The organism is Bacteroides sp. MSK.20.12, from assembly GCF_019052435.1.
In the GTDB taxonomy this organism is placed as follows: Bacteria; Bacteroidota; Bacteroidia; order Bacteroidales; family Bacteroidaceae; genus Bacteroides; species Bacteroides xylanisolvens.
The window spans coordinates 78,724-99,661 of sequence record NZ_JAHQVH010000015.1 but is presented as its reverse complement, the minus strand read 5'-3'; the positions used below and the strand labels follow the sequence as shown (position 1 = coordinate 99,661).

Annotated in this window: 18 protein-coding genes; 7 read left to right on the top strand and 11 right to left on the bottom strand. The window is 40.0% G+C overall.

All coding sequences use genetic code 11. From position 1 onward, the window contains the following. The first annotated feature begins 60 nt into the window (after window positions 1-60). The 3 genes from KTR06_RS10250 to KTR06_RS10240 are packed head-to-tail and all read left to right on the top strand — an operon-like array spanning window position 61 to window position 5,651. Window positions 61-1,479: an endo-alpha-N-acetylgalactosaminidase family protein gene (locus KTR06_RS10250; protein WP_217290316.1), complete on the top strand. Its 1,419-nt coding sequence runs from the start codon at window positions 61-63 to the stop codon at window positions 1,477-1,479. 33 nt (window positions 1,480-1,512) lie between these two features. Further along, complete coding sequence (locus tag KTR06_RS10245) at window positions 1,513-3,621, top strand: glutaminase family protein (protein WP_120067900.1); 2,109 nt, start codon at window positions 1,513-1,515, stop codon at window positions 3,619-3,621. A gap of 23 nt (window positions 3,622-3,644) precedes the next feature. Continuing rightward, a complete protein-coding gene (locus KTR06_RS10240; protein ID WP_120067902.1) occupies window positions 3,645-5,651 on the top strand; it encodes a glycoside hydrolase family 97 protein in 2,007 nt (668 codons plus the stop codon). A gap of 75 nt (window positions 5,652-5,726) precedes the next feature. Here KTR06_RS10240 and KTR06_RS10235 read toward each other — a convergent pair whose 3' ends face one another. The 9 genes from KTR06_RS10235 to hemW form a co-directional block, all read right to left on the bottom strand. Further along, window positions 5,727-6,083: a hypothetical protein gene (locus tag KTR06_RS10235; protein WP_007757836.1), complete on the bottom strand. Its 357-nt coding sequence runs from the start codon at window positions 6,081-6,083 to the stop codon at window positions 5,727-5,729. A 293-nt stretch (window positions 6,084-6,376) separates the two neighbouring features. Next, window positions 6,377-6,985 (bottom strand): lysine exporter LysO family protein, encoded by a 609-nt coding sequence (locus KTR06_RS10230; RefSeq protein WP_004307956.1) that lies wholly within the window; start codon window positions 6,983-6,985, stop codon window positions 6,377-6,379. Next, window positions 6,982-7,263 carry a LysO family transporter gene (locus KTR06_RS10225; RefSeq protein ID WP_004307957.1) on the bottom strand — a complete coding sequence of 94 codons (282 nt, stop codon included), beginning with the start codon at window positions 7,261-7,263 and terminating at the stop codon, window positions 6,982-6,984. Before KTR06_RS10225 ends, KTR06_RS10230 begins: the two co-directional genes overlap by 4 nt. Before the next feature lie 188 nt (window positions 7,264-7,451). Next, window positions 7,452-8,450 carry a DUF4249 domain-containing protein gene (locus KTR06_RS10220; RefSeq protein WP_004307958.1) on the bottom strand — a complete coding sequence of 333 codons (999 nt, stop codon included), beginning with the start codon at window positions 8,448-8,450 and terminating at the stop codon, window positions 7,452-7,454. A gap of 7 nt (window positions 8,451-8,457) precedes the next feature. Further along, window positions 8,458-11,160 carry a TonB-dependent receptor gene (locus tag KTR06_RS10215; protein WP_217290315.1) on the bottom strand — a complete coding sequence of 901 codons (2,703 nt, stop codon included), beginning with the start codon at window positions 11,158-11,160 and terminating at the stop codon, window positions 8,458-8,460. Window position 11,161: 1 nt separating this feature from the next. Next, on the bottom strand, window positions 11,162-12,040 hold the full coding sequence (locus KTR06_RS10210; protein WP_217290314.1) for a FecR family protein: 879 nt from the start codon (window positions 12,038-12,040) through the stop codon (window positions 11,162-11,164). Window positions 12,041-12,066: 26 nt separating this feature from the next. Continuing rightward, the gene (locus tag KTR06_RS10205; RefSeq protein WP_004307961.1) at window positions 12,067-12,501 is read right to left on the bottom strand and encodes a hypothetical protein; all 435 of its coding nucleotides are present in this window, start codon (window positions 12,499-12,501) and stop codon (window positions 12,067-12,069) included. A gap of 90 nt (window positions 12,502-12,591) precedes the next feature. Continuing rightward, a complete protein-coding gene (locus tag KTR06_RS10200; protein ID WP_044918835.1) occupies window positions 12,592-13,146 on the bottom strand; it encodes an RNA polymerase sigma-70 factor in 555 nt (184 codons plus the stop codon). 19 nt (window positions 13,147-13,165) lie between these two features. Next, window positions 13,166-14,296, bottom strand: a complete 1,131-nt coding sequence (gene hemW, locus KTR06_RS10195) for a radical SAM family heme chaperone HemW (protein ID WP_217290313.1) — start codon at window positions 14,294-14,296, stop codon at window positions 13,166-13,168. Between the two features lie 547 nt (window positions 14,297-14,843). Here hemW and KTR06_RS10190 point away from each other — a divergent pair. The 3 genes from KTR06_RS10190 (at window position 14,844) to KTR06_RS10180 (ending at window position 19,591) form a co-directional block, all read left to right on the top strand. Beyond that, a complete protein-coding gene (locus KTR06_RS10190; RefSeq protein ID WP_004299324.1) occupies window positions 14,844-17,000 on the top strand; it encodes a translation factor GTPase family protein in 2,157 nt (718 codons plus the stop codon). A 331-nt stretch (window positions 17,001-17,331) separates the two neighbouring features. After that, window positions 17,332-18,888 carry a sensor histidine kinase KdpD gene (locus KTR06_RS10185; RefSeq protein ID WP_004299325.1) on the top strand — a complete coding sequence of 519 codons (1,557 nt, stop codon included), beginning with the start codon at window positions 17,332-17,334 and terminating at the stop codon, window positions 18,886-18,888. A gap of 1 nt (window position 18,889) precedes the next feature. Next, window positions 18,890-19,591, top strand: coding sequence for a response regulator transcription factor (locus KTR06_RS10180; RefSeq protein ID WP_004299326.1), 702 nt, complete (start codon window positions 18,890-18,892; stop codon window positions 19,589-19,591). 77 nt (window positions 19,592-19,668) lie between these two features. Here the strand turns inward: KTR06_RS10180 and KTR06_RS10175 are convergent, their stop codons facing one another. Both KTR06_RS10175 and KTR06_RS10170 read right to left on the bottom strand, forming a co-directional pair. Further along, window positions 19,669-19,845, bottom strand: a complete 177-nt coding sequence (locus tag KTR06_RS10175) for a hypothetical protein (RefSeq protein WP_004299327.1) — start codon at window positions 19,843-19,845, stop codon at window positions 19,669-19,671. A gap of 140 nt (window positions 19,846-19,985) precedes the next feature. Then, window positions 19,986-20,432 (bottom strand): MarR family winged helix-turn-helix transcriptional regulator, encoded by a 447-nt coding sequence (locus KTR06_RS10170; RefSeq protein ID WP_004299328.1) that lies wholly within the window; start codon window positions 20,430-20,432, stop codon window positions 19,986-19,988. 160 nt (window positions 20,433-20,592) lie between these two features. On the opposite strand from KTR06_RS10170, the gene rpsF reads away from it, so the two are divergent. After that, window positions 20,593-20,937, top strand: coding sequence for a 30S ribosomal protein S6 (gene rpsF / locus KTR06_RS10165; RefSeq protein ID WP_004299329.1), 345 nt, complete (start codon window positions 20,593-20,595; stop codon window positions 20,935-20,937). The last annotated feature ends 1 nt before the right edge of the window (window position 20,938 follow it).

The following is a 20,938-nucleotide window of genomic DNA, read 5'->3' as shown; positions in this document are numbered from 1 at the left end:
AATATTATAATGAAGAATTTTAGTTATCGTCTATGCCTTATATATTTCTTGCTGTTTGTTATGGTATCAACAGTTAGTAGTGCTTGTAGCAATGAAGAACGAACTTCAGTAGTAAAGAATGAAGAAGATGAGGAGTTTGTTGATAATATTTCGGGAGAGAAATATGACTATACAAAAACCGGGAAACCGGAACGTCCCTATATGCTTTCTTATCATACTTCTATGTTGATGAAAATGTTTCTTGCGCAACCTGACCTTCAAGGAGGTACTATTAAGAAATTGGGATATAATGATGTATTAGATAATGTGAAGAAGATTGATAATCTAACGCGTGGTATTACAAAAATACTATATCTCGTGGGGTGGCAATTTAATGGACATGATGACAAATATCCAGCCTTTAATGTATTTAATGAAGCACTAAAAAGACCGGAAGATAAGACTGCGCGTGATAGTTATCTTTGGTTGAAAAAAGAGGCTGCCAAGTATAATACAATAATTTCTGTTCACATCAATTTGACGGATGCTTATACGAATAGTCCGTTATGGCATACGTATGTGAAACAAGATTTGCTTTGTCGAAATGCGGACGGCACTTTTTTACAATGGGGATCTTATAATAATATGCCTAACTTTCAAGTATGCCTGGTTAATGAATGGAAGAAAGGATATACCAAGAAACGTATAGACGAAGTGATAGAACTGCTGGATCTGACTTCCTCAAAGACTGTGCATATTGATGCATTTGAACCGCGCGAAAGTCCTTATCACGGGTATTCGAAAGAAATGACGACTGAAGTAATGAGGAAGATTTTTCGTTATTGGCGCGATAAGGGGATAGATGTAACAAGTGAGTTTTATAAGGGGTATCAACGTACTGATGCTTTTTATGGTTTACAACCGGCAGCGTGGTATAGCGATCTGACGGCTGAAGAACGTTGTACAATTAGTCCGGAACTGGCTTGTGGAGGACGTAGTGGTTTGTATGGAACTATATGGGATACAGCTTTCCTGTTTGGTGATAATATGCATGGCGAAGAAATAATAAGTACAAATACGAATTTTACGGAATTTAAAAAGCAATTCTGTATCACTACTTTGCAATGGGCTTACTTGAATAAATATAAAGTAGAAAGTTATAATGCTGATACTAAAACCGTAATCTATTCTGATGGATTAGTTGTAAACGGACAAAATAAAACGCTTATAAAAGACGGAAACCTGGTACGTCGGGATAATAATTTGTTTATTCCTGTGACATGGATAAAAGACCACAAGGAGATTATCGCTTTTTCAGAGAAAGGCTACTCTGCTATGAAATGGACATTGCCTTCTGATTGGACTGGAATAAAACAGGTGACAATATATCCTGTAACCGAGAATGGGTTAGGGAGTGCCCAAATTTTAGCGGTTAGCAATGGACAGATCACTCTGACACTGAATGCAAACGAAATGTATTCAATCCAACCTGTGGAATAAAAATAAAATCATCATTTAATATTTAAACTCTATATGAAGATTATAAAATCCTGGATTTTTCCGGGAGTATTAATGGTTTTATTATTGTTAAGTTGCAATAATAAAGAGGCATATCATATTGATAAGAATGAGTTGCGTGCTCCTGCTTATCCTTTAGTGACGATAGATCCTTACACTAGTGTTTGGTCCTTTGGGGATAATCTGTATGATTCTTCTTTGAAACATTGGACAGGGCAAAATTTTCCTTTGATAGGTGTTGTGAAAGTAGATGGAGTACCATATCGTTTTATGGGAATAGAAGATGATGATCTGATGGTGAGTATGAATGGCGATACTTCAAGTTTGTCTGTTGAAGAGGATAGGGTATCTTATTTCACACAGACGGCTCGTCAACTCTCTGTCGATGTACAGCCGACAAGAACGATTTATCAGTTTGCTTGTGGCCCGGTTCAATTGGATTTGACCTTTACCGCCCCTTTTTTGATGGATGATCTTGAGTTAGTAGCCCGCCCGGTAAATTATCTTTCTTATGAAATGAAAGCTGATGATGGTAACACACACAATGTGGAACTTTATATAGAAGTGTCTCCGCGTTGGGCTATGAATCTTCCAAACCAGTTGTCTGTTTCAGAGACTTTTACTAAAGATGGTTTTGTTTTTCTCAAAAGTGGTACGCAGCAACAGAATATCCTTGGTACGAAAGGCGATGATGTTCGTATTGATTGGGGATATTTCTATTTAGGTGCAGACGGTCATAATACTCTTGCTGCTGTTGGAAATCCTAATGAGCTTCGCGAAAGTTTTTTAAAGGGAGATACCGATTTTTATAGTGGTGTAGCCAACACTAAAGGAGAAAACCAGCGAATGGCTTTAGTTTGTTCTTTGGGAGCTATTAGAAAGTCGGAAGGGCGTTTCTTAATTGGATATGATGATATATTCTCAATTCAGTATTTTGGGGAGAACTTGCGCCCTTACTGGAATCGGAAGGGAACAGAAACAATCCTATCTCAATTTCATAAGGCGAATTCGGATTATGAGAAATTAATGAAGAGATGTATGGCTTTCGATTATCAGTTAATGAAAGAGGCGGCTGAAACAGGAGGACGTAAATATGCCGAACTTTGTGCTTTAGCATATCGTCAGGCAATTGCGGCACATAAACTGGTAGAAGCTCCTAATAAAGATTTACTGTTCCTTTCAAAAGAAAATTCCAGTAATGGATCTATTGGTACAGTGGATATTACTTATCCTTCAGCTCCTTTGTTTCTGCTTTATAATCCGGAACTGGTTAAAGGTATGTTGAATCCTATTTTTTATTATAATGAGAGTGGCAGATGGACTAAACCGTTTGCAGCCCATGATGTTGGAACTTACCCGCTTGCTAATGGTGAAACATATGTTGGAGAAATGCCAATAGAAGAATCTGGTAATATGTTGATTTTAACAGCGTCGATTGCCGCTGTAGAAGGAAATGCAGATTATGCCCGAAAACATTGGAAAACATTGACTGCTTGGGCGGATTATTTACTTAATAATGGTCTTGATCCTGCAAACCAACTCTGTACAGATGATTTTGCCGGGCATTTGGCCCATAATGCTAATCTTTCCATTAAAGCAATCTTAGGGGTAGCATCTTATGGGTATCTGGCTGGTAATCTGGGTAATAAAGAACTAAGTGAAAGCTATATGCAAAAAGCAAAAGAGATGGCTTTGGAATGGATGAAGATGGCTGATGACGGAGATCATTATCGATTGGCGTTTGACAAACCGGGAACATGGAGTCAGAAATATAATTTGGTATGGGATAAACTGATGGATTGGCGGATATTTCCAGACAAAGTAGTACAGACAGAAATACCTTATTATCTTTCAGTGCAGAATAAATATGGTCTGCCGTTGGATAATCGTGAAACTTATACCAAGACTGATTGGATTATATGGACAGCCACTTTAGCTCCGGATATGGAAACATTCGAGAAGTTTATAGATCCTGTTTATTTGTTTATGGCTACAACCCCTGATCGTGTACCGATGACTGACTGGATGTATACGGACCGCCCCGAAGTGAAGGTGTTTCGCGCGCGCTCAGTAGTCGGTGGTTATTTCATGAAAATGCTGGAGAGACGTCTGAAGGGTGAATAAAAATAAATAATTCGATTGATAAAATGAAAATCAAGTATCAACTGTTGTTATGTATTTTGTTGTCACCTGTAGTAAGTTGGGGACAAAAAGTATTACATGTACAATCACCGGATATGAAAACCGAACTTCAGGTTATGATAGGTAAAGAATTGGAGATCGCCATTACGCGGAATGGAACGACAGTGCTTCAACCGTCTGCAATTGGCATGGATGTCCGTTTTATTGGTATATTAGGAGAAAATCCAAAAATAAAGAGTATAAACAGGCGTTCGGTGGCAGAGAAAATTTCATCTCCCATATATATAAAAGAGGAAGTTAGTAATATTTATAATGAATTGACTGCTAGTTTTAAAGGTAACTATTCAGTTGTTTTCCGTTGTTATAATCAGGGAGTCGCTTATCGTTTTGTAACAGATTTCAAGGAAAAGGAGATTGTTATTAATAATGAGAAAGCAGTTTTTCATTTTCCATCAGGAACTAAAGGTTATGCCGCTTACAGTAATTATGGAGATGATAACAATTTGTTTAGTCAGTATTTAAATTCTTTTGAGAATACTTATGATAATCAACTGTTACCCCAACTGAATAATAGACGGTTAATTTTTTATCCTTTTTTAGTGGAGCTACCGGATAATGTTGAAAAGGTATGTATTACAGAAAGTGACCTTTGGGATTATCCCGGTATGTTTCTGCAAAGTAATCCTGATAGCTTTTCAATGAAAGGTGTTTGGGCGCCTTTGCCAGAGAAAACAGAGCAGGGAGGACATAATCAACTACAGCAAATAGTGATGAAACGTTATGATTATATTGCCCGCACTAATGGAAAGCGTACGTTTCCCTGGAGAATATTTACGATAACCGAGCAGGATAGGGAATTGCTGGATAATGATTTGGTTTACTTGACAGCGGCACCTTCCTTACTGAAAGATATTTCATGGATTAAACCAGGCAAGGTCGCTTGGGATTGGTGGAATGATTGGAATATTTCCGGAGTGGATTTTCGGGCAGGAATAAATAATGAGACTTACAAGTATTATATTGATTTTGCTGCTAAAAATCAGATTGAGTATGTCATTTTGGATGAAGGTTGGGCAGTAAATCAGCAGGCGGATATGTTGCAGGTTATTCCTGAAATTGATTTGACAGAGTTGGTCTCTTATGCTAAAAGTAGGAATGTAGATATTATTTTATGGGCTGGTTATTGGGCATTTCACCGGGATATGGAAAAAGTGGTGAAGCACTATGCAGAAATGGGAGTGAAAGGTTTTAAAGTAGACTTTCTGGATAGGGATGATCAGGATATGATTCGCTTTATGTGGGAAGCAGCGGAATTATGTTCCAGATATCACATGATTCTTAATTATCATGGTGCTTGTAAGCCTTTTGGGATTCAACGGACTTATCCGAATGTGATGAATTTTGAAGGGGTACATGGATTGGAGCAAATGAAATGGAGGCCGGTAGAATGTGATCAGGTTACTTATGATTTGCAATTTCCGTTTATACGAATGATGGCAGGACCTGTGGATTATACACAAGGAGCGATGCAGAATACAGTTCAGGGAAGTTATCATCCGGTTTATAGTAACCCTATGAGTCAAGGTACACGATGCCGTCAAATGGCGGGGTATGTAGTCTTTAATTCTCCCTTGAATATGTTATGTGATTCACCTACCCGGTACATGAAAGAACAAGAATGCACTGATTTTATATCATCTGTTCCTACTGTTTGGGATGAGACTCGTTCGCTGGATTGTAAACTTTCTCACTATATTCACATTGCTCGTCGTAAAGGAGATGTATGGTATGTAGGAGGTATGAATGATTGGTCGATTCGTAAGACTCTGGTTGATTTGTCTTTTTTGCCGAATGCAGATTATTATGTAGAAATCTTTTGTGATGGTTTGAATTCGGATAGAAACGCTTCTGACTATCGTAAAATAATGAAAAAGTTGCCAGTTGATAAGAAGCTTAAAATTGTAATGTATCCGGGGGGCGGATATGCGATGAAGATAAAACCATGTGAATAGATGAGGATAAAGAGATATAAAAAAAGTGGAAGCCAACCGGCTTCCACCCTCTCTCTCTTTTACATATTAATCATTTTACTTATTCAGTTCAATACCTTTATTCTGTAAAGTGATATTCATCAATGCTGCATACTTGGCGTACTGTTCAGCACTAAGAGTCTTTCTCATCAGTTTCAAGTTACCATAAACAGCGTTGCGCAATTTTGCTTCTTTATCTTTCTTCGCTGTTGTAGCTCTTGACATCTGTGTGGAGAAATAATCGCAAATATTGGCTACTTCTTCACTCTGATCGGAGTTTAACTTTAAATATTTGCCTAGTTTACTTACATTGATGTTACCTTCCCATTTTGCAGTTGTAGGCTGATTTCCGGCTGCAAATGTTGTAGCAGCAAGGCAGAGCGCTGCCACTAATGTTAATCCTAAACGTTTCATAATACCTACTTTTTTAATTGTTATACCTAAAAACTATTCCTAAAAACAAATCTAATACCTATTGAAAATACTGTCTAAGCGCTTAGTTTTTTCTTTTTACCTATGCAAATATAAGAATATGTTTTATAGCATAAAAATAAAGAAAAGGAAAAGATCCTTTTTAGGCTGATTTCTTGATGTAAGTCAAGAGATGATCAGCTTTTTGATATAAAAATACCTTTTTATGAAACATTTTTGTAATACGTGTGCGAAAACGATAGTAGAGTATTTCTCTATTTTAGGATTTATTGCTGTTAAAATGATATTGAGCAAAGGAATGTGACTAGGAACGGAACGCTGAAATCGACAACAAAGCCATGGAAGATGGAAATGATTACAAATTCTTTTCCCGAATATCGGGTAATGATAGGAAGAGTGGTATCCATCGTTGTGGCTCCACCAACAGAAATAGGAGCTAGCTTTCCGAAATATTTCACTAATAAGGGTGCACACAGCAAAGCGATAATTTCACGCATGATATTGGAAAGTAATGCGATAGTTCCCAATTCGGGACCTTTATATTCGGTGATAAATATGCTGGAGAGCGAGTAATAACCAAATCCGGCTCCAACTGCCATACAGTCTAAAGGACTTCGCTGGCTCATAAAAGCTCCCGCTATGGCGCAGCCTGCTAATGTGCCGAGTATCGTCATGATAGGAAGAAATACAAGCCGGGGATTCAGGGACCGAAAACTCTTCAGAGTGTTCGGATCGTTACCGATGCTGATACCTACGCAGAACATGAGTCCGCAGAGGGCATAGTAACTAAGTTTACTGTCGGTGAAGTCGTATGGAATGAGATGGTAAACTCCACAAAGAGTGCCGATAATGAAAAAAGAGACAATAATCAAACTACCTTTCATGCTTTTGTCTCCTTTCCTTTACTATATAATAGGTACCACAACCCCCATGCGCATAGAGTACTTCCTATGACCGCAGCTACCGTGATGATAACAGCTTCCAGTCCAAGAGTGTGTAATCCTTTGATGATAGATTCATTACCCCCTACATCTATTCCGAGAAGAAAGAGAAGAATCCATATAAGGAGAGTGATTATCTTGTGTATCCATGATAGTCTTTTACTGCGTAACAAGTAGCCAAGAAGCATGCCTGTCAGCATAATTCCAATAATGATAAACATAGTTAGTGCCTGCTTTTTGGCTGCAAAGATAGTATTAAATGTAAATCTTGGCTAATCTCTTCTACGATTTCTTTCATGGCTATTGACAGACATTCGACCATATCATCCACGCAAGCGGCATTGACAGACGGTGAATCTTCAAAACTACGGTTTATCGCAGTCTGCTATCCATAATTTATGATTTGTTTTCATCGTTGTGGTTTTTCTATATGAATGATCTTACTTGTCTCCGTACTGATTCCAATCATCCCAATTCCTCCATGTACATTGCTGGGGTACTTGATTGGTTCATTTATTGTTTCATCGTAAGCGTCGGAATCTACCAGGTTAAGTGCTTTCAGATAGTAATATTCTGTTTCCGTGATGCTTAAAAGACGTACAATAATATCCATCTTTACATTGGTGCCGTATTCAGGAAATCCGTCAATATCTGTCTGGTTGTAAACCGTCATTGTGTAAGATGTATTTTTGAATCGTGAGTCGTCGAATACACCATATATATTCTTTACGGTGTCGAACATGCCGTTGTCTTCGTCATCGCTGTTGGTGGGCTGTCCGTCTGTCAGCACAATATCCTCGCGGGATATAAAATGATAGCGATGTATTGTCCGGCTGACAAATTCCCCTGTTTCTTCATTATAGTCTTTCACTGTCATTTGCTTATCCATGATAAGCCGGTAGTAATTATCTTCGTTGGATCGATCTTTGATATTGATTTTGTATCGGAGAAAATTCTGCGTATAATAATACTTTGTCATTGGAATGGTGACCGTATCGATATCAGCTATTTCATGTGGACGCTGTGGTACGGTCACTTCAGCCCATGCGTGATATTGTCCGTCGTCTGTGAGGGCGTCAATACGAACTACATCTCCGGGAGTAAATTTGCTGGAAATATGGAAACGGCATTGCATATCTCCTTCCGTTTGGGGTGGGAGCGGACGTAAACTTTCTGATAACTGTCCGTTAACACGTACTTCCACCGTGGCATTTTCTACATGAGTGGCGTATCCTCTTCCCGTGAAATTGAGATAGAGAACGTTGGTCAGACTGTCTGCGTTGATTAGTGCGTTCATCACTAGTTTGGGGGGATTGTCCTTTACACTAAAAGGGAGTTCGTTTTCGCAAGAAACTGTTGTCAGCAATGCTATTAACAGGATAAATGGATAACATATACGAGTTCTCATAATGGGTTTAGAATTTATAAGTGTAAGTGAATGACGGAATTAATGGAAGTATAGTATACTTCTTGATAATCGGTTTGTTGGGATCGTTTTTGCTGGTGCTGCGATATACAAAAGTAGGATTCATCGCATTATATGCATTATACAGACTGATATTCCAGGTACGCATACCATGTTTGGTCTTTTTGTTGAAATTGACTCCCACATTCAACCGGTGACTGGCTGGTAACCGGTAATTATTACGATGCTCCACATATGAAGCTTCTCCGATGGTGGGTGAAGTTATGTTTGAATCAAAATAACCTCCATATCCATATCCTCCTCCAAATCCGTTGTTTGTGCCGTCACTAGGACGGATGACAGCGGTTTTCTCTTCAGGGATTGTACTTGTTCCACCTGTATAGAACACCCAGGAAGCACCGATGTCGATACGGTCGCTGAACTTATGGTTGATTGTCAGGTTGATATTGTGTCTTCGGTCATATTTATATGGGAACCGTTCACCGTTGTTGATACCGCCTTTGGCAAACTGACGATCACTTTTGGATAAAGTGTAGGACAACCATCCCGTTGTTCTTCCAAGGGTTTTCTGTGCCATAAACTCAATGCCGGCCGAACGTCCTTTGCCCATTTCCACTTTGTTTTCCCAACCGGAGGAAGAACCGAAGAAACTGACGCCTTCCTTATATTCCAGCACATTATACATATCCTTATAATACCCTTCTACCGAGAATTCCCATCCTTTGATTCCCGTATAGTATCCGCCCAATGAATATTGGTGGGAGCGCATTGGCTTGATCTTTTTAGTGAACGGAACCCATAAATCCGTAGGCATGGCAATGGGCATTGACGATAGTAAATGTACATATTGGCTCATTTGGGTATAAGATGCTTTCAGGGTTACATCTTTTCCCAATTGATAGCGTGCGGAAACACGTGGTTGCAAGGAAAAGTAACTTTGTTTTTGCACATGAAACAATGAGAAATGCAGTCCGAGATTCAGGCGCAGACGATCATTCATCTTGATGTTGTCTTCCAGGTAAGCGGATAACTCATGTCCGTAAATCCGGTTGTTGGCTATGCTGTGGTAGGTTGTGTCCAGGTCTATTTTATCTCCTGTCTTATTGGAGATTTTAGAGGTTATAACTTCCGGGCGGAAACGATGATAGATATATCCTGTTCCAAATTTGAGGTGGTGTTTGGGAGATGGATTATAATCGAAGTCGATCTGGTAATTCCAATCATTGATTCCCGAACGGTAATCGGCTGAATACCGGTTGGTAAATGATGTACCGCTACTGCCGAGATATTGATTGTTGGTATATGAGTTGATGTCGAATAAATAGTTGCTGTAGGAGACTGTCGTATTGCAGAATAAACGGTTGTTGAATACATAGTTCCATCTGGCAGAAAGAATCGTGTTTCCCCAATTCATTTTGCTTCCGTCTTTGAAATCTGTATTTCCATCATAATTGGCAGCAAAATGATCCTTTCCATTGTAGGCAGATAGATAGACGCGGCTCCGGTCGGAGAATTTATGATTGATTTTGGCATTGATGTCATAAAAATAATAACTGTATTCCTCGTCATCCGGCATGAATGGTTTAGCGATGAGGTCGACATACGAACGTCTGGCGGAAATATTGAAAGACGTTTTCCCTTTCACAATCGGACCTTCCAGGTTGATTTTGCTAGTTAGTAGTCCGATACTAAGTGTGCCGTGGTATTTCTGCATATCTCCGTCATTGGTACGGACGTCGATGACAGAAGAAAGCCGTCCGCCGAAACGTGCCGGAAAAGAACCTTTGAATAGTGTTACTTTTTTGACGGCTTCCGGAGTAAAAACCGAAAAGAATCCGAACATATGGTCTACGTTATATACAGGAATCCCGTCAAGTAAGATTAGATTTTGATCCGGGCTTCCACCACGTATATACAGTCCGGCAGATCCATCTACTCCTGCCTGTACGCCGGGCATCAGTTGGATGGCTTTCATTACATCTGCCTCTCCCAGTATGCTCGGAGTATTTTTTATTTGCGTCATTGGAATCTCGATAGATCCCATCTGGGTGGCTATAGTTCCTGTCTCGGTTTTGTCGGAAACGATGACTACTTCCTGCAATTGCGTGTTACCCTGCATGCGGATATTTAGTAATGTGTCTTGTGAGAGCGTAAAATGATGCGCTTCTGTGGCATAGCCCAGATAGGAGAAACGCAGTTCGGTTTCTCCTTCGGGCAGGGTGATGCTGTAAAAACCGTAAGGATTGGTGGTTGTTCCTTGATTTTGATGACTCTCAATGATGTTGGTTCCAATCAACGTCTCGGAAGACGTCCCATCAGTGACATATCCGCTGATAGTGAACTTGCGGCTTACAGTTTTTGATTCTTTTTTCTTTTGCAGGAGGATATGCCGGCCGGTGAACTGATAACTGATCTGCTCATTTTTGAACGCGAGGTCAAGTATCTCACGCAAAGGCTTATCCTTTACCTGCAAATTGATTTTATGTTTTATGGTAATTTCCTCACTGTAGATAAAAGAATATCCGGTTGAATTCTCAATCCGTTTGACGAATTCTTTCAATGTGGCGTTTCGTAGTGTCAGCGAAAGTCGGGCGTCCGCATTTTGCGCGTATATTTGTGTGGTGATAAGGAGTGCTACCCCTATCAGAACAATGGTTCTGACAGGGAAGCGATCTTGGAATATAATATTCATCTTAGTCTGGTTTAGCAGTGATAATAATCTGTTTATTGTTTTGTGAGTAGTCGAAATAACCGGCATTATGTAATACAGATAAAATAGTTGTCAGGTCTTCTCCATTGCGGAAGCGTGCTGTGATTCGGTAATTTTGCAAAGCCGTGTCGGCTATGTGAATCGTTGCTCCGAATGAATTGGATAGTTCGCGGGCAATCTCCTGCAAAGGTAGGTCGTCGAATATAAACTCTCCCTGCCGCCAGGAAATTTCATCTTCTACGTTTTCTAAAACCTTGCGGGTGAGCTTTTCTTCCACCTTATTATATATAGCAATCTCATTCGGTTTCAAAATCACACGAACTGACTTGCTTTTATTGCTGACTGCTACCGAACCTGTCAATAACGTTGTCTTTACATCCGGATTGTTCTGATAGGCATCTACGTTGAAGTGAGTTCCCAACACCTGAACGTCAATCGTTTCAGTCTGCACGATAAACGGATGTTTTTTGTTCTTGTTTACTTCAAAATAAGCCTCCCCATTTAGTTTCACTTCCCGCTTGTCCGATTTGAACTTTTCAGGATAAGAAAGTGAAGAATAATGGTTGAGAGTGACGGTGCTGCCATCAGGAAGACAGACTGTGCGTGTCTCTGCCAAGGTGGAAACCGTTTGTATCGTGACCGGTTGCATATATAAATAGGCTGTCCATACCGATAGGCAAAGTAGAGCTACTGCCGCCGCTGCCGAGAAAGTACGTATCAGTGTCAGACGCCGGGTATGTGACTTCAGTCTTTTCTCTAGTTTCGGGTAACTGGTTGTTGCTGAAAACCGTCCTCGCGGTGAACGTGTGGAAGCGACGAGCTTGTTCAGTATTTCTTCTAATTCCGTATCGGTGTATTTCATCTTTTTTCTGTATTGCTCTTGATCTATTATTTTCGTTTCAACAGAATGGTCAGTTTGCTGATTCCTCCTTCTTTCCACTGGGGAGTGCAGGATAAAGTGACATTCTGCTTCTTCAATATCATCTGTTTAGGATAGATTTTTATGACAGTTGTTGCTGACTTCTTACCCGCTTTGATGATTACTTTTTTTTCTGTTAGCTGTACCACTGCTGCTTGTCCTACTACCGGAGGGGGTGTGGCAAGTACTACCGTCCGGTCTTCTTTTGTTTTTTCTGTTGCAACAATTTTAATTTTCAACTCACATTCGGATTTGTCGCTTTCACATTCTACTGTTTCCTTCGAATGTTCAAATCCTGCATAGTCCTTTGGTAGGTTGTCGTTGTCATTGTTGCATGAAAACAGGCACAGACAAACTGAAAGAAGGACAAAGATCCCCATGTTTGCGTCATTTAGCTTTTTCATTTTCTGTCTTTTTTAGTGATTGATTGACTTATTTGTTGATAAAGACCGGAGGGGGACAGAAACTCCCTACGCTCTTTGTCTAAAAGAATGTTAATCTATTTCGGCCCGGCTAATCATCTCTTTTAAACGTGTGATTGCTTTCTGAAGTTGTGCGTCCACTGTATTCATGCTGATGCCTAATTCTTCTGCTACTTGTGCGTAACTCTGTTTTTCTTCACGGATGCGGATGAACACTTCCCTGCAACGTTCCGGAAGCCGGTCGAGTGCTTTTACGTAAAGAGCAAACAGTTCTTCACTGATGAGCGATTCTTCCGGTGAATAGCTTTGTTCTTGAGGCTCCGGCAGAGAATCGGGATGAATAAGCGTATGTCTTGATTCTTTTTCCAGATAATTGAGCGAAGCATTTTTGACGAGAATGAAACAATAATCTTCAATGTTTCTCACATCAAGCAAATTGCTGCGTTGCTTCCATAGTTTCAGGAATACATCGAGAACGATTTCCTGCGACCATTCTTCCTGTTTCACATAATAATAGGCAATACGAAAGAGACGGTCGTAAGTCATGTTGTAAAAGTCCCGGAAAGCAGTTTGCGAATCCAGTTCTTTCATTTGCCGCAATAACTTTCTTACTTCTGATTCGGTCATCGGCTTTTTGTTTGTTTGGTTAGTCTACCCAAAGTAAATCACTCATTATGCTGTCGGAAATAAAAATACCTTCACGCGTCAGGCGCAAAGCTCCGTTGTATTCCTCCAGTTTACCATTTTTCAGATAAGGTGCAGCCATTTTTTGACAATACTCCCACATTTCATTGCCGAACATCTGTTTCAGTTTCTCTATAGGTGTTCCCCATACGGTACGTATGGTAGTGATAATAAATTCGTTGTAGCGGGTGGTTGGGTCTAGATACTCTGTCTCGAAAGCACGGCAGTCTTCTTCTATACCTTTTATATAGGTGTCGATTGAAGACACATTCCATTCCCGTGTCATTCCGTCAAAAGAATGTGCCGATGGTCCGCATCCCAGATAAGCTATTCCTTTCCAATAGGAAGTATTGTGGCGGGAATATTTTCCGGGGCGGCAGAAATTGGAAATCTCATAGTGTTCAAATCCTGCTTTCTGCAAATGCTCTATCAGTAATGTGAAAAATTCTAAACTGGAGTCTTCGTCTACCTCGGATATCTGGTGCTGTTTTAACATATTATATATAGGTGTATCTTCCTCATAAATCAAGTGATAGGCGGAGATATGCTCTACATTCAGACTGATAGCCTGGCGGAGATCGTTTTCCCATCGTTCTTTTATTTCTCCGGGCAATCCGTAAATTAGGTCGATACTGATGTTCTGGAAACCGGTTTTCCGGCATCTGTCAATTGCTTCGATGGCTGTACGGGCATTGTGGCGGCGTCTCAATAGTTTGAGCGTAGCGTCATCAAAAGTCTGTATTCCCATGCTGAGGCGGTTGAAAGGAAGTGAGGAAAGCATTTCCAGATATTCCTGCGATAAATCATCCGGATTAGCTTCCAGCGTGATTTCCTGGCAATGATTCAATCCGTAGTGCTTGCGGATGGTATCAAATATTTGTTCAAAATCCTCTTTTTCCAGTTGAGACGGGGTTCCGCCACCGAAATAAATAGTTTCTATATCTTCTCCTTTCAGGTATTCTTTACGCATCGCCAACTCCCGGCAGAGAGTCTGTACATAACGGGTTTTGAGTTCGCTGCGAGTGGTTGAGTAGAAGTCGCAGTAGATGCAGCGAGTTTTGCAAAAAGGAATATGAAGATAGATACCTGCCATAGCTATGCTGTTTGGGTTTGTGGGTGTAAAAGTAAGACTATTATTAGATATATCAAAAAAGCAGTTGACGGAAATTATTTATACTGGGGTAGGAATACGCTAAATAGATAATTCCCCATCGATTAGTAGAAGATAATTTCCTGCAATGCTGAATTTAAGATCTTTTCTTTTATAAATAAGATTCGCACTTGTAGCCGGGTTTTCGTTTGACTTAAGTCAAACGATAGAATGACTTAAGTTAAACTATCGCTTGACTTAAGTCAAACGAAAACTGATTAGGCAACGGGGAAACTATTGTATGAAAGGAAAACAACTAAAAATAACATCGTGCCGGATTACTCGTTGCAACTATGAAATTAGTTTATAGCCATGCGAAAATAATTTTTAACCCGTTTCGAAAATGTTCATGTTAAAGATGTGTTACATAACATTGTTTAGTAACACTGCCATAAGTGTTGCTTTTCCCCCAATTAATCCCTAATTTGCGCATCACAAAATTAATGGTATGTGAGAAACATACTGAGTAATTACTAAAATCTTATATATTATGAAAGTATATCAGACTAATGAAATCAAGAACATTGCCTTGTTGGGAAGTTCTGGCTCTGGGAAAACCACTCTCGTGGAAGCGATGCTTTTCGAGAGTGGTGTTATAAAACGTCGCGGATCTGTTGCCGCAAAAAACACAGTTAGCGATTATTTTCCTGTTGAACAAGAGTATGGTTACTCCGTTTTCTCCACCGTTCTCCATGTAGAATGGAATAACAAAAAACTTAATATTATTGACTGTCCGGGATCGGACGACTTCGTAGGCAGCACAGTGACTGCACTAAATGTGACCGACACAGCAATTATCCTTCTCAATGGCCAATACGGCGTCGAAGTCGGTACACAAAATCACTTCCGTTATACAGAAAAGCTGAATAAACCTGTTATTTTTCTAGTCAACCAGCTTGATAATGAAAAATGCGATTATGATAATATCCTCGAACAGCTGAAAGAGGCATACGGCTCTAAAGTTGTTCCCATCCAATATCCGATAGCTACCGGTCCGGGCTTTAATGCGCTGATCGACGTATTGTTGATGAAGAAATACTCGTGGAAACCCGAAGGAGGGGCTCCGACAATCGAAGATATTCCGGCAGAAGAAATGGATAAGGCTATGGAAATGCACAAAGCATTGGTAGAAGCTGCTGCCGAGAATGATGAAAATCTGATGGAGAAATTCTTCGAGCAAGATTCCCTGTCAGAAGACGAAATGCGTGAAGGCATCCGTAAGGGATTGATCGCCAGAGGTATGTTCCCTGTATTTTGCGTCTGTGGAGGTAAAGATATGGGCGTTCGCCGTTTGATGGAATTCTTGGGTAACGTTGTTCCTTTTGTATCTGAAATGCCGAAGGTACAGAATACGGAAGGTAAAGAAGTGGCTCCGGACTCCAATGGACCGGAATCTCTTTATTTCTTCAAGACAAGTGTGGAACCGCATATCGGTGAAGTTTCCTATTTTAAAGTAATGAGCGGTAAAGTTCATGAGGGAGACGATTTGCTGAATGCCGACCGTGGTTCGAAGGAACGTATCGCGCAAATCTATGTGGTAGCCGGTGGTAACCGTGTCAAGGTGGAAGAATTGCAGGCCGGTGATATCGGTGCTGCCGTGAAACTGAAAGACGTGAAAACCGGTAATACGCTGAACGGTAAGGATTGTGACTACAAATTCAATTTTATCAAATATCCGAACTCTAAATATACCCGTGCCATTAAGCCGGTGAATGAAGCGGATGTGGAAAAGATGATGAGTATCCTGAACCGTATGCGCGAAGAAGATCCTACCTGGGTGATTGAGCAATCAAAAGAACTGAAACAGACTTTGGTACACGGTCAGGGAGAATTCCATCTTCGTACCTTGAAATGGCGTTTGGAAAACAACGAAAAACTTCAGGTAAAATATGAAGAACCGAAGATTCCATATCGTGAAACGATTACAAAGGCTGCCCGTGCCGACTATCGTCATAAGAAACAGTCCGGTGGTGCCGGTCAATTTGGTGAAGTTCACCTGATCGTAGAACCTTATAAAGAGGGTATGCCTGTGCCTGAAACGTATAAGTTCAATGGACAGGAATTTAAGATTACCGTGAGAGGTACGGAAGAGATACCATTGGAATGGGGTGGTAAACTGGTGTTTGTTAACAGTATCGTCGGTGGTTCTATCGATGCCCGCTTCTTGCCTGCTATTATGAAAGGTATTATGTCTCGTATGGAGCAAGGACCGTTGACGGGTTCGTATGCTCGTGACGTGCGCGTTATTGTTTACGATGGTAAGATGCACCCGGTAGATTCGAATGAAATCTCCTTTATGCTTGCCGGACGTAATGCCTTTAGTGAAGCGTTCAAGAATGCCGGTCCGAAAATTCTGGAACCGATTTATGATGTAGAAGTGTTCGTTCCGTCTGATAGGATGGGAGATGTGATGGGAGATCTGCAGGGACGTCGTGCCATGATTATGGGTATGAGTAGTGAAAAAGGTTTTGAGAAACTGGTTGCGAAAGTACCTTTGAAAGAAATGTCATCTTATTCTACGGCGCTTAGCTCTCTCACGGGTGGACGTGCTTCGTTCATTATGAAATTCTCTAGTTATGAGCTTGTGCCGACGGATGTTCAAGATAAGTTAATGAAGGACTTTGAAGCTAAACAAACTGAAGAATAAGTATAAATGATAGGTGATAATTGATTGAATATTCACTATAATATTCGGTATTTATCATCTGTTAGGCATAAAGAATCAACTAAAACGTTAAAACCGCCGCCTTTTTTAAGTAAAAGGGGGCGGTTTTTGTTTAACTATGATTAATAAAGATGGAAAAACACAAGGAGAAGATTTAATTTTTTATTAAATTTGCAAACCAAAGGAGGGGTTTTATTGTTGTAGTAATCAGAATACAACCTAAATAGCTCCTTACGGTTAATTTCCGGGAAGTTCCGGTTAAATCAAGTTAATGCATTAGGAGTGTTAATTAGGGAGTGTTAATTTTGTTGCTATGAAGAAGTCAACAATTTGGATATTAGGTATTGTAATGGGGCTTTCCTTCCTTAGCTTGCTGTATTTGCAGGTAAGTTATATAGAGGAAATGATGAAAACCCGTAAGGAACAGTTTGATTCGGCTGTACGCAATAGCCTGGATCAGGTTTCCAAGGATGTGGAATATGCAGAGACCAGACGTTGGTTGATCGAAGATATTTCAGAAGCAGAAAGAAAGGCGCTGATTGCGAATAATGCTTCCATACAACAAGACAACTTGATTCAGCAAACGCAGCGGTTTACAGTGAAGTCTAAGGATGGAAAAGTATATTCGGATTTTGAGCTGAAAGTGATGACCACTAAGCCCTCCGAGCTTCCGAAGGCTATGATTTCTCCTTACAGGGGGACAAAGACTATTCCGGAAACTTCGCGTTCATTAGTGGAAGCCATCAAGAATCGGTATATGTATCAACGGGCATTACTCGATGAAGTGGCCTGGCAGATGATTTACCGGGGAAGTGACAAGTCGATTGGAGACAGAGTACGGTTTAAAGAACTGGATGACTATCTGAAATCGAGCTTATATAATAATAGTATAGATTTGCCTTATCACTTTACGGTGATCGACAAAGACGGAAGGGAAGTCTACCGTTGTGCGGATTATGAGGCAAAGGGAAGTGAAGACGCTTATCAGCAGGCATTGTTCAAGAATGACCCGCCTGCAAAAATGAGTATCTTGAAAGTACACTTTCCGGGGAAGAAAGATTATATCTTTGACTCCATCAGTTTCATGATTCCGTCGCTGATATTTACACTGGTATTGTTAGTGACATTCATCTTTACGATTTATATCGTATTCCGGCAAAAGAAACTGACGGAAATGAAGAATGACTTTATCAATAATATGACGCACGAATTTAAAACACCGATATCTACCATTTCATTAGCAGCCCAGATGTTGAAAGATCCCGCGGTGGGGAAATCGCCGCAGATGTTCCAGCATATATCGGGAGTGATTAATGATGAAACCAAGCGCTTGCGCTTCCAGGTGGAAAAGGTACTCCAGATGTCGATGTTCGAACGTCAGAAGGCCACTTTGAAGATGAAGGAGATTGATGCGAATGAATTAATAGCAGGAGTTGTCAATACCTTTGCGCTGAAAGTGGAACGGTATAATGGTAAGATAACATCGAACCTTGAGGCCACCGATCCTGTTATATTTGCAGACGAGATGCATATCACGAATGTAATCTTTAATCTGATGGATAACGCGGTGAAATATAAGAAACCGGAAGAGGATCTGGAACTGAAAGTGAGAACGTGGAATGAGTCGGGTAAACTGATGATTTCGATACAGGATAATGGTATCGGTATCAAAAAAGAGAACCTGAAAAAGATATTTGAAAAGTTCTATCGTGTACATACGGGTAATCTGCACGATGTGAAGGGCTTTGGACTGGGATTGGCTTATGTGAGAAAAATTATATTGGATCATAAGGGAACCATCCGGGCGGAAAGCGACCTGAACGTGGGAACTAAATTTATTATTGCATTACCTTTATTAAAAAATAATTGATATGGACGAGAAACTGCGTATTTTATTGTGCGAGGATGACGAAAATCTTGGCATGCTTTTAAGAGAATATCTACAGGCAAAAGGTTATTCTGCTGAGTTATATCCTGATGGAGAAGCCGGTTATAAGGCTTTCTTGAAGAATAAATATGACTTGTGCGTGTTTGACGTGATGATGCCTAAAAAAGACGGATTCACACTGGCACAGGATGTCCGTGCAGCAAATGCTGAAATTCCTATTATCTTCCTGACGGCCAAAACGCTGAAAGAAGATATCCTGGAAGGCTTTAAAATCGGTGCGGATGATTATATCACCAAACCGTTTAGTATGGAAGAATTGACATTCAGAATTGAAGCGATCTTGAGACGTGTTCGTGGAAAGAAGAACAAAGAAAGCAATATCTATAAGATTGGTAAGTTTACTTTCGACACACAGAAACAAATTCTGTCGTCAGAAGGCAAACAAACTAAGCTGACTACCAAAGAGTCTGAACTGCTCGGATTGCTTTGTGCACATGCCAATGAGATTTTGCAACGTGACTTCGCTCTGAAAACAATCTGGATTGACGATAACTATTTCAATGCCCGTAGTATGGACGTGTATATCACGAAGTTGCGTAAGCATCTGAAAGAAGACGATTCAATCGAAATTATCAATATTCACGGAAAAGGCTATAAGCTGATTACTCCGGAAGTTGAATCTTAATGATTGCGTTTGAGATAACTCTAAATAAAAAATCCCGGGAACATTCGTTTCCGGGATTTTTTATTGATTTTGCGAAATTAATCAGCGATCTTCTTATTAATAACAATATAAGAAATGAGTCCCAGTACTACAAGTACTACTGAAGTACCCAGGATGGCGTTGTTGTTTACATTTCCTGTAAAGGAACAAGCCAGCAGGATGACTACTCCGACCAAGATTAATATCAATCCTAAGTTCTTTAATAAACCTTTCATGTGTGTGTATTTTAATAGATTATAATATTCCAGTCACAAATTAAAGCATAATTCTTTAACGGGCGAAATTATTTGGATAAAAATTCCATTATAAATGCACGATTTAGTGGATTTTATGATTTGGAGAGAAGTTCTTCTATCTAATCTTTTGTATTGTAGAACACCTTTTTCAGTACCTCCTGTCCAATGCTCAATTCGTCGAGAGTGATACCGTGAAGAGCCTCTTTCAGAGTCTGTCCGGCAATGACACGCGCTTTTTCCTCCAGTTCTTTCCCGTCTTTGGTCAGATGGATCAGATTAGTGCGGCGGTCTTTTTTATCGGAAATGCGCACAACAAGATGTTGCCGTTCCATATTATCTATCAAACGGGTCATGCTGGGCTTGTCTTTAAAAGTTGCATTACACAACTCTTGTTGCGTCACGCCGTCTTTTTCCCACAGGAAAATGAGTACCGTCCATTGTTCGGGACTGATTTCCAATCCGTTCTGACGGAAGTTACGGTACAGTTTCCGGTTGATTGCCGCAGAAACTTTGCCATTTAATATGGCAAATATAAGTCGAATGTCGAAATTAAATTGCTCTATCATGAAATTATTGTTTAAACAACTTTGCAAAGGTAAGTCTCTTCCCGGATAAATCCTATCTTCGGATACAAAAAAAGATTAAATATTTGTAGTTCAAAATAAAATGTCTAACTTTGCACCCGCATTTAAAATCAAATAATTTATTTATTTAATTAAACGAAGTATGAATCAATACGAAACCGTTTTCATTTTAACTCCCGTTTTATCTGATGTTCAGATGAAGGAAGCGGTAGAAAAATTCAAAGGCGTTCTTCAAGCTGAAGGTGCTGAGATTATTAATGAAGAAAACTGGGGACTGAAGAAATTGGCTTACCCAATTCAGAAAAAGTCTACAGGTTTTTATCAACTGATTGAGTTCAATGCAGATCCTACTGTAATTGACAAGCTGGAAATTAATTTCCGTCGTGATGAACGCGTAATCCGTTTCTTGACTTTCAAGATGGATAAGTATGCTGCTGAATACGCTGCAAAAAGAAGAAGTGTTAAATCAAACAAAAAGGAGGATTAAT

Coding starts and splice junctions, on each gene's coding strand:
- KTR06_RS10240 (WP_120067902.1), top strand. CDS start 3,645: ATGAAAATCAAGTATCAACTGTTGTTATGTATTTTGTTGTCACCTGTA.
- KTR06_RS10220 (WP_004307958.1), bottom strand. CDS start 8,450: ATGAGAACTCGTATATGTTATCCATTTATCCTGTTAATAGCATTGCTG.
- KTR06_RS10225 (WP_004307957.1), bottom strand. CDS start 7,263: ATGTTTATCATTATTGGAATTATGCTGACAGGCATGCTTCTTGGCTAC.
- KTR06_RS10215 (WP_217290315.1), bottom strand. CDS start 11,160: ATGAATATTATATTCCAAGATCGCTTCCCTGTCAGAACCATTGTTCTG.
- KTR06_RS10200 (WP_044918835.1), bottom strand. CDS start 13,146: ATGACCGAATCAGAAGTAAGAAAGTTATTGCGGCAAATGAAAGAACTG.
- KTR06_RS10205 (WP_004307961.1), bottom strand. CDS start 12,501: ATGAAAAAGCTAAATGACGCAAACATGGGGATCTTTGTCCTTCTTTCA.
- KTR06_RS10190 (WP_004299324.1), top strand. CDS start 14,844: ATGAAAGTATATCAGACTAATGAAATCAAGAACATTGCCTTGTTGGGA.
- rpsF (WP_004299329.1), top strand. CDS start 20,593: ATGAATCAATACGAAACCGTTTTCATTTTAACTCCCGTTTTATCTGAT.
- KTR06_RS10170 (WP_004299328.1), bottom strand. CDS start 20,432: ATGATAGAGCAATTTAATTTCGACATTCGACTTATATTTGCCATATTA.
- KTR06_RS10185 (WP_004299325.1), top strand. CDS start 17,332: ATGAAGAAGTCAACAATTTGGATATTAGGTATTGTAATGGGGCTTTCC.
- KTR06_RS10235 (WP_007757836.1), bottom strand. CDS start 6,083: ATGAAACGTTTAGGATTAACATTAGTGGCAGCGCTCTGCCTTGCTGCT.
- KTR06_RS10180 (WP_004299326.1), top strand. CDS start 18,890: ATGGACGAGAAACTGCGTATTTTATTGTGCGAGGATGACGAAAATCTT.
- KTR06_RS10175 (WP_004299327.1), bottom strand. CDS start 19,845: ATGAAAGGTTTATTAAAGAACTTAGGATTGATATTAATCTTGGTCGGA.
- KTR06_RS10250 (WP_217290316.1), top strand. CDS start 61: ATGGTATCAACAGTTAGTAGTGCTTGTAGCAATGAAGAACGAACTTCA.
- KTR06_RS10230 (WP_004307956.1), bottom strand. CDS start 6,985: ATGAAAGGTAGTTTGATTATTGTCTCTTTTTTCATTATCGGCACTCTT.
- KTR06_RS10245 (WP_120067900.1), top strand. CDS start 1,513: ATGAAGATTATAAAATCCTGGATTTTTCCGGGAGTATTAATGGTTTTA.
- hemW (WP_217290313.1), bottom strand. CDS start 14,296: ATGGCAGGTATCTATCTTCATATTCCTTTTTGCAAAACTCGCTGCATC.
- KTR06_RS10210 (WP_217290314.1), bottom strand. CDS start 12,040: ATGAAATACACCGATACGGAATTAGAAGAAATACTGAACAAGCTCGTC.